The 17018-nt window shown below is 50.0% G+C and carries 12 protein-coding genes; 4 read left to right on the top strand and 8 right to left on the bottom strand.

The annotated features are described in order from the left end of the window. From IEY46_RS06675 to IEY46_RS06660, 4 genes are read left to right on the top strand one after another with little or no spacing between them, the layout of a single operon-like run. Entirely contained in the window at positions 1 to 1605 is a 1605-nt protein-coding gene (locus IEY46_RS06675; RefSeq protein WP_188990324.1) for a spore germination protein, read from the top strand. Beyond that, the gene (locus IEY46_RS06670; RefSeq protein ID WP_229750110.1) at positions 1602 to 2810 is read left to right on the top strand and encodes a Ger(x)C family spore germination protein; all 1209 of its coding nucleotides are present in this window, start codon (positions 1602 to 1604) and stop codon (positions 2808 to 2810) included. The genes IEY46_RS06675 and IEY46_RS06670 overlap by 4 nt, the downstream gene beginning before the upstream one ends. Next, complete coding sequence (locus IEY46_RS06665; protein ID WP_188990320.1) at positions 2807 to 3031, top strand: hypothetical protein; 225 nt, start codon at positions 2807 to 2809, stop codon at positions 3029 to 3031. The genes IEY46_RS06670 and IEY46_RS06665 overlap by 4 nt, the downstream gene beginning before the upstream one ends. 6 nt (positions 3032 to 3037) lie before the next feature. Next, positions 3038 to 4168, top strand: a complete 1131-nt coding sequence (locus tag IEY46_RS06660; protein WP_188990318.1) for a GerAB/ArcD/ProY family transporter — start codon at positions 3038 to 3040, stop codon at positions 4166 to 4168. A 103-nt stretch (positions 4169 to 4271) separates the two neighbouring features. Here IEY46_RS06660 and IEY46_RS06655 read toward each other — a convergent pair whose 3' ends face one another. The 8 genes from IEY46_RS06655 to IEY46_RS06620 all read right to left on the bottom strand — a co-directional run bounded on the left by IEY46_RS06655 (position 4272) and on the right by IEY46_RS06620 (position 16998). Then, positions 4272 to 4709: a DUF1284 domain-containing protein gene (locus IEY46_RS06655; RefSeq protein WP_188990316.1), complete on the bottom strand. Its 438-nt coding sequence runs from the start codon at positions 4707 to 4709 to the stop codon at positions 4272 to 4274. A 103-nt stretch (positions 4710 to 4812) separates the two neighbouring features. Next, positions 4813 to 7155, bottom strand: coding sequence for a heparinase II/III family protein (locus IEY46_RS06650; RefSeq protein WP_188990314.1), 2343 nt, complete (start codon positions 7153 to 7155; stop codon positions 4813 to 4815). After that, positions 7055 to 9772 carry an alpha-L-rhamnosidase gene (locus tag IEY46_RS06645; protein WP_188990312.1) on the bottom strand — a complete coding sequence of 906 codons (2718 nt, stop codon included), beginning with the start codon at positions 9770 to 9772 and terminating at the stop codon, positions 7055 to 7057. Before IEY46_RS06645 ends, IEY46_RS06650 begins: the two co-directional genes overlap by 101 nt. Positions 9773 to 9869: 97 nt before the next feature. Continuing rightward, positions 9870 to 11543, bottom strand: coding sequence for a type 2 periplasmic-binding domain-containing protein (locus IEY46_RS06640; RefSeq protein ID WP_188990310.1), 1674 nt, complete (start codon positions 11541 to 11543; stop codon positions 9870 to 9872). 222 nt (positions 11544 to 11765) lie between these two features. After that, entirely contained in the window at positions 11766 to 12689 is a 924-nt protein-coding gene (locus tag IEY46_RS06635) for a carbohydrate ABC transporter permease (RefSeq protein ID WP_188990308.1), read from the bottom strand. Positions 12690 to 12716: 27 nt separating this feature from the next. After that, on the bottom strand, positions 12717 to 13679 hold the full coding sequence (locus IEY46_RS06630) for an ABC transporter permease (RefSeq protein ID WP_188990306.1): 963 nt from the start codon (positions 13677 to 13679) through the stop codon (positions 12717 to 12719). A 160-nt stretch (positions 13680 to 13839) separates the two neighbouring features. Further along, entirely contained in the window at positions 13840 to 15006 is a 1167-nt protein-coding gene (locus IEY46_RS06625) for a trans-sulfuration enzyme family protein (RefSeq protein ID WP_188990304.1), read from the bottom strand. Between the two features lie 84 nt (positions 15007 to 15090). After that, positions 15091 to 16998, bottom strand: coding sequence for a heparinase II/III domain-containing protein (locus tag IEY46_RS06620; RefSeq protein ID WP_188990302.1), 1908 nt, complete (start codon positions 16996 to 16998; stop codon positions 15091 to 15093). Positions 16999 to 17018 lie beyond the last annotated feature (20 nt).

Below are 17018 nucleotides of genomic sequence, written 5' to 3'. Positions count from 1 at the left end.
ATGTCCATATCATCCTGGCTCAGAAATAAAAAAAAACGTTCTTCCCAAAAGTCTCCCGCATGGCCTCAACCTGGTTCCCCAGACGCAGGCACGATAAATACTCCCGGCACAAACCCTTCGGAGTCCTTTAAGGACAGGCTTCAATGGTTTCGCCAGGAGCTTGCTGATAACTCAGACTTGATTGTACGTACGTTCTGCACGAATTCCGGAGCGGGCTGTGCCATTCTTTATTACCGGGGAATGGTCGATCAGAAGACCATTCAAGAGGACATTCTGAACGGCCTTTTTTCCCTGGAGGCAGCAGATGCCGCGGTATTACGCAGGCAGGTATTCGATTTGAAGCAGCTTCCTGTTGCCGACATGAAAATAACTGCCAACCGGTCCGAAGGAATTATGGCCATTCTGAATGGTCATGTCCTGCTGCTTATAGACGGTGATCAACGTATGGCCGATTTTCCGGTATGCTCTTTCCAGAAAAGAGCGATCGAAGAAGCCCCTAATGAATCTGTTTTGCGCGGACCGCGCGAATCTTTCATCGAGTCTCTCGAAGTTAATCTGACGCTCATCCGCAGAAAAATAAAAACGCGGAAATTCAAGACGGAATCCATGCTTATCGGAACTGAAACGCAAACAGAAGTTGTTATCGCTTACGTGCAGGGAACTTGCAAGCAGGAACTGGTTGATGAAGTCAAAAAACGGTTGTCGAGTATTCAAATCGACAGCATATTGGGGAATACGTATTTGGAGGAATTTATTGAAGATTCCCCCTATTCGCCATTCCCCCAGCTTCAATACACGGAACGTCCAGACGTTGTGGTCGCTTCCGTACTGGAAGGCAGGGTAGCGATCATTGTCGACGGAACGCCGATCGTGTTATTGGCACCTGTCACCTTATTTATGCTGCTGCAAGCCGCTGAGGATTACTATCAACGTTATGTAGCCGCCAGTTGGATCCGCTGGATCCGCTTTATCTTTCTGTTCCTCTCTCTCCTGCTGCCGTCCACCTATATCGCAATTACTACCTTTCATACTGAAATGATACCGGAGAGATTGCTGATCAGTATTGCGGCTTCCCGGGAGGTCGTGCCTTTTCCGGCCCTTATCGAGGCGCTTATCATGGAAATTGCTTTCGAGGCGCTTCGCGAAGCAGCTGTTCGTATTCCCAAAGCGATTGGTCAGGCCGTATCTATAATTGGAGCGTTAATTATCGGCACAGCTGCGGTTGAAGCTGGAATCGTGTCTGCTTTTATGGTCATTATCGTTTCGTTAACGGGGATTGCGTCTTTTATCGTTCCTCATTTCGATCTGGGATTGGCACTGCGGCTGCTGCGGTTTCCCATTATGATTTTAGCCGGTGTATTCGGATTGTTTGGAATTGCCTGCGGGATGCTGCTGATTTATTTACATCTGATTAATTTGAACTCCTTCGGGACTCCTTATCTCACCCCGGTCGCTCCCTTAAATGTTAGCGATTTGAAGGATACTCTTTGGAGAGCTCCCCGATGGTTTATGCATAAATGGCCGTCAATGTCAGACAAACAGGGGAAATTACGGGAAACGAATACCCGTCCATGGAGAAATGCCGAAGAGGGTGATACGGATTGAAGTGGAACTATCGGATGAAACGGTTTCTGTTATTCCTCCTTGGCGTCATTCCTTTGTGTCTGCAAGCAGGCTGCTGGTCTTCGGCGGAGTTAAATGAGCAGGCTTTTGTCAGTATGGTCATTTTGGATAAAGCAGAACAGGGTGTCGAATTGACGCTTGCTTTCCCGCTTACCAACCGGTTGATCCCCGGTTCAGCAGGCGGTTCAGGCGGGAGCGGCGGACAAAAGCCCTACACATTCTTGTCCGAGGTCGGTGTGGATATCGGTCAGGCCTATCGAAGAATACAAGCCGATTTATCCCGGAAAATCACATTCGGCCAAACCTATATCGTTATCTTTGGGGAAGCTCTGGCGAAGGAAGGTGTAGCATCGGCTCTTGATTTTCTGGCACGCGAACCGGCGTTTCACATCAATGCCAATCTGTTTGTTACTTCCGGTGAAGGGAAACAGCTCATTAAAGTCCCCCCTATTTTCGAACGATTTGTATCCGATATTCTGATGGCTTTCGTAGAAGAGAAAATTGCACTCAGTGCGACCGCAACCGATTTTCTCAAGGCGTCTTACAGCGGGGGCGATATCATCATACCGCTGCTGAGTTTTGAAAAACGACATATTGATCAAGAGCAAGCTGAAAATCAGACCTGGATGGGCACGGGAGGAGCGGCAATTTTCAAACAAGGGAGAATGGTGGGATCCCTGACTACTCAAGAGATGAGAGGTGGGTTATGGGTACTCGAGCAGGTGAAAGATTCGGAAATCAGTATACCATCACGTACCGATGGCAAAAATATCGACGTCATTATCCGACAGTTGGATACCCGAATCCGTCCGAAAATAAATAATGAGAAAATAACAATTACCATCCGGAGCAAAGCGATTGCGGAAATCATTGCTTCCAATTCAAAGATTGACTTGAAGGATCCCGACCATCTGCGAGAGCTGGAGCAAGATCTGAACAAAAGAGTGAAGAACGTCATGATGCAGACTATTGACAAGACCAGAGAAGTTAAATCGGATGTCTTTCACTTTGGCGACTATCTCGATTGGCGTTATCCCCGTGAGTGGAAGCGGATCAAAACACAATGGCATGATTTGTACAGCAAGGAGATCGCAATTGAGGTGATGATCGATATTTCTATTAGCCGAGTGGGTACGATTCAGCAGCCTATTCATGCTAAAACTCCGGAAATGGCGGTGGACTCATGATCGTAATCGGCATTCTGTACGGCTATATTTTATGGCAAGATATCCGGTATTTGCGTCAGAAAAAGCGTAAGCCGCGTACGTTTTTTTTGGTAATCGCTTCGGTTGTCATCTTGTTTATTGTGATGGAGACCCTTTTTTTTCTGAGAGACCGCTGGACGTTCGGACAAACTCTTGAATTCCTGTTCGGTCCCATTAATCGTATGCTGCTGATTGGGGAATAAACATTTATGAAACGGAAAATCGGAACAATCCCGCAATCGCAGGTTTATATGCTGTTCACTCAATACTTATTTACTTCCACTATCGGATTCTTACTGACTCCGCTAATCCAAATCGCTCATTTCTCATCATGGATTTGTGTCATCGTGGGCGCAATTTTCGGATTGGCCGTTACTTATGGCTCTTATCGGCTTGCCATAAGAAGACCGGACCAATTCTTTGGCGTATATGGAAAAGAAATCGTGGGTAAGTGGTTGCATGTTCCGGTAATCATCTTCATGGTGATCTCCTACATGTATGTAGCATCCGCAATTATGCGCCAGCTCCTGGACCTGCTCATTCAATTCTATTTGCCTCTGACGCCGCTGTGGGCTGCCGCCGCTTTATTCGGGGTCTGCCTGGCCTATTCGGTACGATCCGGAATAGAATCGATTTTCCGCGCCGCACAGGGTATTTTTTTCTTCAGTATTGCCGGTATCGTGGTGATTCCCTTCCTGATCTACACGCAAATTGACAGCAATATGGTCATAGCGCTGATCAATCATTTTGACTTTAAAATGGTGTGGAATGGTACGATTTTTATAGAAAGTCTCTTTGGGGAAATGGCGTTTATTCCCTTTATATACCCTTACTTCACACGCGGAGGCACTACGATGAGATCGCTTGGATGGGCCACGTTCACTTCCGTTTTAGTCATTTTAGCCAGCCTGATCCCGGCTATTCTGGTCTTTGGCCCTGATCTGGCGGGCAACCTGTCATATACGGAGCTCGAACTGCTCCGGTACTCCAGCCCGCGTTCCCATCTTGCAAATCTGGATCCCGCCTTGATTGCTATCTGGATGTCCAGCTTGTTTATCAAAATCAGCCTGTTTTTATTTGTTGCGATTGTGGGGCTGACACAAGTCTTTTCCCTGAAGGACCATAAGCCTTTCGCTTTGTCGATGTCCACAGCAGCGGTTATCTTGTCGTTAATTCTGGTCAGATCGGTTCCGGAGCTCGATCACATGCTCAGTCACGGCGGAACTGCCCTGGTCATCATTACGGGAGTTATACCTCTGATCTATTTGCTTGTGGATTGGATTCGTTCTTTTTCTTCGAATAAAGAAAAGAAGACCCTATCCGAGAACAAAGAGGGATAACGACCGGAAGCGGCGTTATCCCTCAAGGCGGGCAACGGATGGTTGCAGGAAGCAAGGCTTTCTATGATGAGCCATCCATCCTTTCCTTCGGACTTTTGTCATGTTAATTGGACGATGACTCCCCGCTATTTACTGCCGGGAGCGGTCTTCCTTCCGCTACCATGCGGACGCCTTCCTGGCAAACCCCGTAGGATTGCCAGGGGCAGCTGGTGCATAAATGTCCGATATCATCCGGTGCCACCTTCAGCGCTACAGCGGCGCATATTTCCTGCCAGCTGATTATGTTGCCGGACGACAAACCCAGTTTGGCAAGTACGTCGCCATCCAGCCGATGGACCGTTCCATTGCAATGATTGTCTTGTTCGGGCGGATATGCCCGGCAAATATCATCCGGTCCAGCTACAAGTTCTACCAGGGAATCCGGCTTGGACCGCAGCGTCTCATAAATATCGGTCATGTTTGTGCAAAAATCGGCCGAATACCCCATTCCGCGGTATCCGAGCAAGCAAAGCAAATGATGGCCGCGCAGTTTGATCGTCATAGGCTGTTGTTCTCCTGTAATTCTTTGATTTGTTAACCATTATACCAGAACTAGGTTAACCAATCATTAGTATATTGACAGAAGCTAACCTGCAGCCGGTTTCCTATTGGTTGAAATCCCCGTCCCATGCCCTCCATTTATGATCTGCCGTGCGGAAAGCGGAGCTGTGAAATTGATAGGAAGACATCTGCGGCGTCCGGAACAACAGAGTATCTCCGAATTGGATGCCGCAGCCGTTCACAAAGCCGTAACGCCTCGGTACGGACGGCGCCATATGGATGTAAGCAAAATCCGCGTCCGTTTGAATTGCGCCATAATCCAGCCGGCTCTGTTCCCACGCATATTTGGGGAAATCTTTGGTACCGGCAATAACGCCTAGATCCAAGTCCAGCTTGTAGGCCAAGTGGAAAACGGTTCCTCCTGCTTCGTATCGAAGAGACAAGCTATCCTTCTCCTCCGCAAGACGGGTTATTTTTACCCGATCCTTAACGCCCGACACGCTGTCATCCGCAGCAAACGGGGTAAGTACGGTGACAAAAGCATTCATCGTCCCCACCTGCACATAAGCGCTATCCAGCTCATAAACCATTTCACTGTCTCCGTAGCATCTGCGGATCGTTTCGCTGCCCTGCGGCCGGCTGCTTCCGGGAAATTCTATCAAGAGGGCAAGCTCTTTGGCGTTGATTAACGGATGGGTGTCTCCGGGTTGACGGCAGATATGCTGCACCTGTCCAACATGCCAGGCATCTCCAGCTTCCAGTACAGCTCCCGGATGCCACAGATTGGCTGTGCTAAGCTGCTTGCTTCCCAGTGATTTCGTCCAGTCTACAACAACAAATACGCCTTCTTGCTTTAAATACGTGATCGCCCGGTCCCAAATAATGCCTATATGGGGATCCGTCAGCCGGGTCCGGCTATAATCCAATTCCTTAAAGGTCTGAAAATGCAGCTTCTCGGTGCTCACGCGCTTATAGGTTCCATCATCATGAATGAAGTCATAAAGCGTACTTCCTTCTGCACGTTCACCTTCCCGGAACACCAGCCGGTTATGATAAATATCGGCGCGGTATTTACCATTCGGAGCCGCCTCCCGGTATCCTCCGTCATGGAGCAGGATGTTTTGCTTGCGCGCAAGAAACACAATGGAGTTCTCATCGGCATGGCCATGATGGGCTTTTTCCGCGGGAGCCTGAATCGTTCTCCGCAAATATTCCCTAGCGATATGGGCATATTCGCCTTCGTCCCGGTAATTGAGCAGCAGATACGTGGAATCCTCCTCCCAGCCGTCGCGAAAGGCGACTTTCTTCCCAATCAGATCCTCCAGCAGCAATTCGCTCTGCCAATCCGGCTTTACCGGTTCCAGGTCATCATCCGCCCACAAATAAGCATTCGTGAAATAAGAAGCCAGATAAACAGACGGAGCGCCCTCCTGATGGGACATGGCATACTGCCAAATTAAGCCTGCAGCATATTTCATATGACCGCATTGGTATTTGGCCGCTCCTTTCTCCAGACAGACCAGCCACAAATACCAAAACGAATTGTAATGGGCATCGCCAAAATCCGGCAGCTGTCCATAGGGTGATATCGCATGGGTAATATAATCGAAATAAAATTTGGTTTGCGGCTTGGCGTAATAGGCCGCTTCCTTCCCCGTATGATCCGCAACCATCATGCAAGAGCCAAGCCACAGGGGCAAATACAGCTCCGCATCCTCGATCGACCAGCCCCCGATGGATTCCTGGGCCAGGTAATCACGCATCTTTGCCCATTCTCGTGTTTCCGCCGTATCGCCCAATGCCGTTATCGCCAGAGCAACCGTGAAAGCCCGGAGCATGGAGCGATTATGCGCTCCCCATTCCGGATAATGCATGACGGCTTGCACGGAGCTGCGGATGGAATCCTCAATCTGTTCCTTATCTTCCCTGGTAAGCAGCTGCGAATCCTTCAGAAACAAATATCCCTGGATATAATGGGTTCCCTGGAACATCGGATCGAAGGAAGTAACGCCTTTCTCATATTCCGGGTGACGGTTCCGGAGTGATTCCGGCACAATATCCTTGAACGATTCAATGGCGAGCAGCATTTCTCTGGCTTGCTTGCCATATTCCTCCTCGCCGGTGACATGATACAGAAATCCTTCGGTCTGTGCCTGAATCATCAAATTCCCCGGCGGAATATACATGCCCAGAAACTGGTCGGGACGATAGGATTGCCGCCACTGCGCAATGCTTTCATCATAATGCTTCCGGCCCTCAAGCACAGCCGCCTTAATGTAATCCAGATAGGTTTGCTTGTTCATAGTAAGCTCCTCTATTAGAGTATGGATGCCCGTCGGCATGCGGTCAGGAAACAACAAACTCATATTCACCCGATCCAGCATGGAGCAGAATCCGGTCTTCCCATACGCCTGCAATGATAATGCCCTCGGCTTGCTCCAGTTCATGCCCGCTCTCCCTCACCTGCTGCCCGGCACCTCTGGGGATGCTGATGGACGCTGTGGTGTTGGCAGGAATGCTTATATTCAGAAGGACCCCGGCTGCGGTTGTGTGCCAGTTGCAGGCTATCGTTCCCTGGATGGAATCATACCGGCAATTGACATATTCCAGATCCCCGCCTATGCGGGGATGGATGCGGATATGCTTGTAGCCCGGCTGCTCCTCATCCAGATCGATTCCGCCGACATATCGGAATATCCACTCGCCTACCGAGCCCAATGCGTAATGATTGAAGGAATTCATTCCCGGCCGCTGGAACCCTTTTTCTTCCGTCCACCCGTCCCAACGCTCCCAGATTGTTGTTGCTCCCTGCAAAATCGAATAATACCAGGACGGATAGCTTTGCTGGTTCAGCAGCCGGTATGCGATATCCTCATAACCAGTCTCCGCCAATACCGTAAGCAAATATTTGGTTCCATGAATGCCTGTCGACATATGCCAATTGCTTTGCTCCAGCAAATACAAAATCCGTTGAACGGCAAACTCTCGTTTCTCCTCAGGCAGCAGATTCATGGATAAAGCCAGCGCATAAGCAGACTGGGTATCGCCCTTAATCTTCCCGTCCCCATCCACATAAGCGTGATTGAAAGCCTCCTTGATGTCCGCGTTCAACTTCCGGAAACGAACGGCGTCGTCCGTTTTCCCGAGTAAAGCAGCCATTCGGCTCATCAGCTCTGTTGAATAGGCATAATATGCCGTTGCAAATACATCGTAAGGTGTGGTGGAATGGATCGAGATATTGGGGAAATCATCCGCGCCTCGAGCTTCAGCCATGGACAGCCAATCGCCAAACTGCGGCAGATCCTCGCGCAAATGTCCGGGATGCAGGTCATGGAGAAATTCGATCCAGCGGGTCATAGCTTCGTAATGACGGCTGATGATGTCTTTGTCCCCATAAACCTGATACATCATCCAGGGTACGAGAACACCGGCATCCCCCCATCCGGCTGAGGCGGTATGATCATAGGTCATATCACCGCCATGCTCGGTTTTGCCGCCCGCAATAAACGGGGCAAAGTCCGTAAAGGCTCCGGTCGGACGCTGCGCGTCCGTCAAATCTGTCAGCCATTTGGTGAAAAAGGGCGCGGTATCCATCAAATAGCTGGCCGTCCGGAAGAAAACCTGGGCATCCCCGCTCCACCCCAGACGCTCGTCCCGCTGCGGGCAGTCGGTCGGCACACTGATGAAATTGCTCCGCTGCGTCCACTCGATATTTTGCAGCAGCCGGTTGAGCAGCAAGTTGGATGTCTCCATAAATCCCGTTTGTGTCAGGTCCGAATGCACCACTACGCCTGTGATAGCGGTCAGTTCGAGATCGTCCCCGCCACTGCTGATCTCGGCATAACGGAACCCGTGCAGCGTAAAATGAGGCTCATACACTTCACCTTCTTCGCTGCCCTTCATCGTATAAATATCAATCTGCCGCGATAACCGCAGGTTCTCCGTGTACAGCTCTTGACTGGCATCAAGCGCTTCTCCATGACGGATCGTGACGACGGTGCCTGCTTTCCCGCGCAGCGCAAGCCGCAAATAACCCACCATATTCTGACCCATATCCACGATCCTGCGCCCGCCTTCCCTTGGCGTGACGGATACAGGCGCGAGTTCCATAATGGGATGGATCGGCGGGCTTAATGAAGAGACGATACGTCCTTTATAGTCGTAAAATTTTTCTGCAGCCATCCAATCTCCGTCGTCGAAATCCACGGCTTGCCAGCCAGGCATTTCAAGACTGGCATCATAGATTTCGCCCATGTGGAAATCGGTCGCAATCAGCGGGCCAAATGAAGCCTTCCAATCGGGGCCGGATACAACCGACTGCCGCGAGCCGTCAGCGTATTCGATATTCAGCTGAAGCAGCATCCGCGGGTCCTTGCCGTAACGCTGATAACCATACATCCCGATGTAGCCGGAGTACCACCCATGCCCCAGCAGAACAGCCAGCATATTCTCGCCACTGCTGATTGCCGCAGTCACATCAAAGGTCTGGTATTGGAGGCGGATGTTATAATCCGTCCACTCGGGCGCGAAGCTGTCGCTGATTCGGCTGCCATTTATATAAAGCTCGTAACACCCCAATGCAGCCGCATACAGTATGGCTCTACGAATCGGCTTGTGGGACTGGAATGCTCCCCGCATATAGATGGCAGGCTTCGGTTCCGCATGTGTTGGCTGACGGGGAGACTTCAATCCGATCCATTTGCCCTCCCATTCCTTGCGGGAGAGCAGCCCCATGGACCAAGACGAATGATCGCTCCATGACGATTCTTCGCCTTGCCGGTCCCACACCTTCACTTTCCATACATATTCGCAGCCGGACTGCAGCTCGCGCCCCTCATAGCGGATGGCATGCGAACGATCCGATCTCACTTTGCCGCTATCCCACATATCTGCCTGGTCCTCATCGAGCCGTTCCCGGCTTGAAGCTACCAGTACCTGATAAGCAGATTGAGCTGCCTGGCGTCTGGAGGAATCCAGCAACCAGCCAAGTCTCGGCTGCCGGATATCAATTCCTGCCGGATGATGCAAATATTCAACTCTCAGATTACGGATAAGCATACTCATCCGATATTCCTCCCCTTTTAAATTGGTACTCCTTACCGATTAACAAGATGGATGCCAAGAGACCGCTGAGCAATCAGCGGTCTCACGTTCTCCGGTGTTACGGCTGGTAGTTGGCTTTTTTGTAGGCCTCTGTTAATTCTTTGTCAAATTCTTCGCCGCCAAGTTTCTTCCAGCCTTCAATCATGGCATCATATTCTTTATCAGGATTTGGTGAAACGATAATTTTGGTTATCGATTCGTTGATAAACTTTTTGATTGTTTCCTGATTTTTTTGCGCAAACGGCCTTGGATCCGTCAGTTCAACGGTTTTTGGCGTAAAGTTGGCAAAAATCTCATTGTATTTGGTGTTTACGGCCGCGTAATATTCAGGATCGAACAATTTGCTTTTCTCTGCCGACTTCTTCAGCACATCATACGAGTTTAGCGGCTGTCCCTGCTGAATGATCGCCAAATCCCCACTTGATGCATACCATTCAAGTTCATTTTTATTTTTATCCGGATCGATCACAACATGTGATCCGTCAGGATCAAGGGTATAGTGTGTACCCTCCAGACCGGATTGCAAAGCGACAATATTAGCCGGTTCCGCCATCCAGTTCAAATATTTGACGGCAGCTACCGCCTGATCTTCTTTGCTCGCTTTCGGTACCATAATAAACATTCCGTAATCAGCTGCGCCGCCGGCCATCTGCTTCCCATCTGCCGTTTTCAGCGGATCAATCGGCATCCATCTGGCTTCAGGCACGGCTTTCATCGTGGAATCGGTAGCTGCCCAGCCGGAGTCATTGTTCTCCATAAATCCGGTCACGCCTTGGGCAATATATTGATTGAACTGCTGATTGTTCACGTCGGTTCCGAATTCTTTCGGGATCAGACCTTCCACATAAAGCTTATTGAGGAATTTGAACATGTCGCGCGCACCAGGCGCGGCAATATTGGAAATATATTTGTCATTCTCCCACACTCCGCCTGCCAGGTCCGTCCCGTTGTTCATAAGCTTCGGATTAATCCCGAACGCCGAGGATAGCTGGTACATGAACGCCTTGCCTATAGCCGGGAAATCATAAGGAACGACTTTATCCTTGCCGACATTTCCGGGATCCTTTTCCTTGAACGCTTTGAGTACCGTATACAGCTCATCGATGGTTGTCGGTGCTTTCATATTCAATTTATCCAGCCAGTCCTGGCGTATTTTGAATACCGCACCGACATTTGGATTCGCCCTCAGTGCCGGAATGGCATATCGTTTGCCTTCGTAAATACCGGTTTGGTCCAGCGCTTTCTGATTGTTTTTGATAATCTGCGGCCCGTATTCCTTGAGCAGGTCATCCAACTCCCAAATACCGCCCTGCTCCGCATATTTGTAAAGCGTATTGCTGTCATACGTAAAGATGATGTCCGGAGCTTCCCCGGAAGCCAGCCATACATTCAGCTTATTCTCCGCTTCCGCACGGGCTACCGGCACCATTTCCAGATCGATGCCAAGTGGCTTCACCTTCTCCTGGGCCCACTTCACCATTGGTGCCTCGGTAAGCTTCATTCCTTCAGGCGCGTTCCCCCGGTCGTAAATCATGACACGCAGCTTGACCTGCTTGACGGGAGGCGTTTCTTTTTCACCTGTGTTCGTGGTTTGTTCAGGCTTGTTGTTTGTACCCTCCGTATTCGTCTTCGAGTCATTTTTTCCTGAATTTGAACAAGCAGCCAGCAGCAACAAGCTGAACATCAGAACACATGCCAGGCTGATCCTGACCCCTTTACGCACATTGACCATCGTCTTTCCTCCTCATGGATTACTGGAATTAGTACATCGTGCTTGCATACCGCCACAGGTAAATATGATTTAACAGACGATTCCTGCTAGGATACGTCTGATCCTGCCGTTTTCTTGAACATATAAGGAAGGTTAAGGTTTCACCAGTACCGGGCTTATATTTCTCAGAGAAGAATTGACTAAGCTGCAAAGGACTCCCTTTAGCCGTATCTTCTGGAGCTGTCAGCCTTTTACGGAGCCAAGGAAAGAGCCTTTGACAAAATATTTTTGCAGGAATGGATAAACGATCAGAATCGGAACGGTTGCAAAGATTGCCGTAGATGCTTTCAAAGATTCTTCAATAACCTGAAGCTTCCCCTGCTGCTGCATAACTTCAAGAGAAGTATCCATTTGCGACAGCAGCAGGATGTTCCGCAGCCGTACCTGAAGGGTAAATAAATCGGAATTGTCGATCAGGATGATCGCATTCATGTAACTGTTCCAGTGCCCAACTGCATAGAACAAGCCGATTGTGGCCATAACCGCTCCGGAGAGCGGAAGCACAATGCGCAGCATATACCGGATATTGCCGCAGCCGTCCATGACGGCCGCTTCCCGCAGTTCCTCCGGCATATTCTGAAAGAAAGACTTCATAATAATGACATTAAACGCGCTGACAGCACCGGGAATAATAAGCGCCCACAGGGTATTCAGCATCCCGAGATATTTGATCAGCAGATAGCCGGGAATGAGGCCTCCGCTGAACATCATCGTAAAAATCATGTAGTTCATAAAATATTTGCGGCCTACCAAATCCCTTCTGGAAAGCGGATATGCCGTCATAATCGTAAGAACCATATTGAGCGTTGTGCCGACCACCGTCACAAAAATAGTGACAAACAAAGCGCGGATGACATTGTTGTCCCAGAATACAGACCGCATCGCATCCAGTTGAAATTCAACCGGCCATAACACGACCTTGCCGGACTGAATGGCATGGCTGCTGCTGAATGCATTAGCGAAGGTATTGAGGAACGGGAAGATACAAACAAAAGCGATGATCGAAATAATGGAGTAATTAAATACATTAAACGATATGTCCCAGAAGGAATGTTTTCGCTTCCGGCGATAATTCTGGTTAGCTGCTGGCTGGGCCTGCTCTGCCATAGGATCACTCCTTCATCTTTGTCTAAATTACCAGATGCCTTCCCTGCCCATTTTGTTGGCCAAATAATTCGCTCCGACAACCAGCATCAGGTTCACGACCGACTGGACCATTCCGATCGCCGTCGTCAAACCAAACCCGCCCTGCCGGATGCCAAGATCATAGATAAAGGTACTCAGTACATCCGCGACGTCCATGACCCTTGGGTTCATCAGCGCATAAGGCTGCTCGAAGCCGATCGAGACCATGTGGCCGACATTGAGAATCAGCAGAATTATGACGGTCGGCATAATGCCCGGGATCGTAATATGGATCATTTTCTTCCATCTGCCCGCTCCGTCGATGGATGCAGCTTCATACAGATGAGGATCGAGCGTGGTCATCGCCGCCAGATAAATGATCGTTCCCCAGCCAGCTCCGCTCCAGATCCCGGAACCGACAAAGATACTGATCCACCAATTGTTGCTGGCCATAAAATAAATTGGTTCCAGGCCGATCCATTGCAGCACCTGGTTAATGATCCCGAACTTGGGCGAGAGTAAAGCGTAAATCATACCGCCCATCAGTACCCAGGACATAAAATGCGGCAGATAGAGCAGAGATTGTGTAACCCGCTTGAAGTATTTATTGCGCACCTCATTGAGCAGGATCGCCAGAATAATCGGTGCCGGGAATCCGAACACCAGTCCCAGCACATTCAGCATGAGCGTGTTGCGCACGATTTTGTAGAAATCCGGCAGATTGATCATGTCCTTGAACGATTGAAAATGGTTCCACGGGCTTTCCAGAACGCCTTTGAAAATATTGTAGTCCTTGAAGGCAATCAGAAGGCCAAACATCGGTATATAAGCAAAGATAAAAAAGAAAATCAAACCGGGGCTTAAACAGATGTAGAGGTCCAGATTTTTCCGGATTCTCTTCCACCGCGAATTCTGTTTATTCGCCGTTATATCCAGTGGTAATTCCGTATTGATATTTGTTTGCGCTTCCATAGAATTCCTGCCTTCCTGGTAGATTGATCTTATTGTATAACCTGATGTAAGCGTTTTAAATGCGTTGATTTTTACATTTTATTAGTTTTCTTGTTGTGAACGTAAATACGGGTCTTATCTTCATATCGGAGAAGTCAGCCTTCGCTCGGAGCGGGCATTTCTAAGCAATAGTGATTTTGTTCAAGGAGGTTTCCAAATCCTCCATCAGCGAGTCCGCATGCTCAAGTCCGACCGAAATCCGCACAAGGCCCTGCGGAACTCCCGTTTGCGCGGAGGCTTCCTCGCTCAGCCACAGACCCGGTGAGTTGATCAGGCTTTCGAAACCACCCCAGCTTGGTCCTTCCTCAAACAGCCGGAGCCGCTTCATAAAACCGACAATCTGCTGCCGGTCTCCCTTGGGTACGAAGCTGAACAGCCCGGAGCAGCCCATCATCTGCCTGCATGCCAGATCATATTGCGGATGACTGGGAAGCCCCGGGTACAGCACGCGTTCCACCATGGAATGTCCTTCAAGAAAAGCAGCCACTTTGCGGGCATTCTCCTGATGCTGCTTCATCCGCACCGGGAGCGTGCGGAGCCCGCGGATCAGCAGCCAGGCCTGGTGGGGATCCATCACTGCACCGAACATGCCGCGTTCGCGGTGGGTAATCTCATCCATCAGCGATTTGCGGCCGATAATAACGCCGGCTAGAATATCGCTGTGTCCGCCCATATATTTGGTGGCGGAATGCACAACCATATCGATTCCAAAAGCAATCGGATTCTGATAAAGCGGGGTTGCCCAGGTGTTGTCAACGATTGTGACAATTCCCTTAGCCCGGGCGATGTCCGCAATCGCTTGCAAATCCTGAAGCGTGAATACATTGGACAACGGTGTTTCCAGATAAATCACTTTCGTATCGGGGAGCAGCGCCGCTTCTATTTCCTCCGTGCTTTCGCCTGAAACAAATGTCGTCCGGATGCCGAATTTAACCATATAGGTATCCAGAAATCCCTTTGTCGGCGGGTAGACGTTGCGCGGACAGACGACATGACCGTCTTTCTCCAATACGCTCATCAATGCAGCCGTTATAGCGGCCATCCCTGACGAGAAGCATCTTGCTTCCTCCCCTTCCTCCAGGGCGGCAATTTTCTTCTCGGCAATTTCCGTGGTGGGATTCGACACACGGGTATAGGTATAGCCGTGATCCTTTGTTTTGCGCGTGAATAATGAATTCTGAAAGATGGGGGGCACGATGGCTCCCATATAACGGTCGTATTCATCCCCCACATGCATGCAAATATCTTCCTTGGTTAAAGATGAAGCCGGTCTCGATCTGTCGTCCATATGAATTTCCCTCCTGATCATAAGAAAAGCGTCCGAAATGTGGACCGTAATCCCGGACGCATTCTTCTTGTCTTTTCCTTTATCTCATTCGGTTATCGGTGTATCCGGAAGCGAGGCAAAATGGTACTCCGCTTTATAGATCGCTGCCGTCCCCCTTCTTCTGACCATCACGCCCCATCTCATAACGTCAAGACGGTGCTGGTAGCCTTTGAATAAGTAAACGGTTGTTCCCGGACTGCCTTCCATCTTCAAGGTCAGCCGTTTATCTGCTGTTATCCAGCTCACTTCCCAGTCCTGGTCGGTATCGCAGGATGCTGTTTCCAGCATGAGCTGATAACCGTCCTCTTCGCCCGGAGGGTCCGTCTTCGTAAAGGGCAGATCCGATTGCGGCTCGCCGGAGCAGTGGAACATCCAATCAAAGGTATGCTCCTCCACATGTCCCGGCGCCGGGATGACCTGGAATTCATCCTTCAGCAAACCTTCATGAAGCTGGAGCCTCCGGGAGAATCCAATGCCGTCATAGACCTCATCCGCTGCCGCCAGAATGCTGTTGCGGTCCTGGTCGAATTCCACAATACGGCCCGTCGGCCTGTTCGGCTGGTTGAGCGTGTCCACCATGACCGAATTATGCGCAATCGTTTTACGCTGCCATTCCCGGAACAGATCGGAGCCGTATCCACTGTTGGAAATATCCCGGGAGATCACTTCATCCTTGAAGAACAGCTCGAAATTCATAATATCGGCATGCGAATGCCCCCTCAGGACATAGCCGTATTTCATAAATACAGCAGCATCGCCTTCGCGCAGCATAGCAAAATAGATATCGGGATCCACCTCCGACTTCCCGTCAGGCAGATCGCTGCCCCGCAATTCCTCCGGGAAGCGCTCTTCTTCCCAATTTCTGCCGAACAGCAGTCTGGCGACACCGCCGATATTGGTATTCTCATGGCCCGAATCTTCCCGGTCATAACATTGCGCCAGGGCATAACGGTAAGCAGGCTCATCATGTATATTGCGGATCCATTCGTATTGCTGGGCGTAACTGCCGAATTTGAGCAGCGGCCAGCCATCGTTCGGGTTGGGGAATTCGCCGTTTGGAAAAGCGTACTTTACCGGATAACGGTACATCCGCAGCAGCGCCTCCTCCATCTCTTTGAACTCATATCCATATAGCTTACAGAAGGCCAGATAGTAGGTCATACCTTCTGCGCAATAGAAATGATAATGGAATGACGCCTCATACCAGAAGCCCTCCGGAAGCAGACCGTCCGACAGCTTCTTCTTGATGCCGTATTCGCCTTCAGCGGCAAGCTCGCACCACTGCCTCTCGTTAAAGAAAAGGCCAATCATGCCTGCAGCCGCTTTCATCCAGCAAATAATATTAGGTGTGCAGCCAACCTTCTCAATCAGGAATTCCGCCTCTGGCAGGAAGAAACGGCGTTTGTACGTTTCGAGCTCGTCCATGGTGAATTCATCGCGCACAAGCTCCATTCCGTTCAGCAGCCATATAACGGACACTCCATCCGTTAAATCCGTTCCGGAGAACCTCCCCTCTTGCCCCGGCGGTGTCCGGACATTGAACATTCCGTAATGATCGCTGAAGAAGCTCAGCACCTTGCGGATAAACGCCATGTAGGTGGGACCGCCATATAAATGATGCAGAACGGCTGCATAGAACACCTGGGAGCACACCGTCGAACGGTACATATAACACCAGGCATCATCCACTTCCTGTGCGACTCTAGGGCGGCCGCAGCCGCTGCATGTATGCTCGCTTGGTTTCTCCGGGTCAAATATAAGCCCTGCAAAACAATGATCGCAAAAATAATGATGGCCCCAGCCGGCGACCCGCGATACATCATCCTCGTAATGGGCTACCCACCTATCCGTAACGGGCTTTATGTTCTCGACAATTTGCCTGGCCCATGTATGCGCTTTAATTTTGTCCTTGACCGCCTGCCAGTCCTCAACCAAATTTACAGGTTCCTTCATCGGATGTTCTCCTTTCGGAT

This window comes from Paenibacillus nasutitermitis (assembly GCF_014641075.1).
In the GTDB taxonomy this organism is placed as follows: domain Bacteria; phylum Bacillota; class Bacilli; order Paenibacillales; family Paenibacillaceae; genus Paenibacillus_Z; species Paenibacillus_Z nasutitermitis.
The sequence above is the reverse complement of the archived record's forward strand: the minus strand, read 5'-3'. Positions and strand labels throughout refer to the sequence as shown.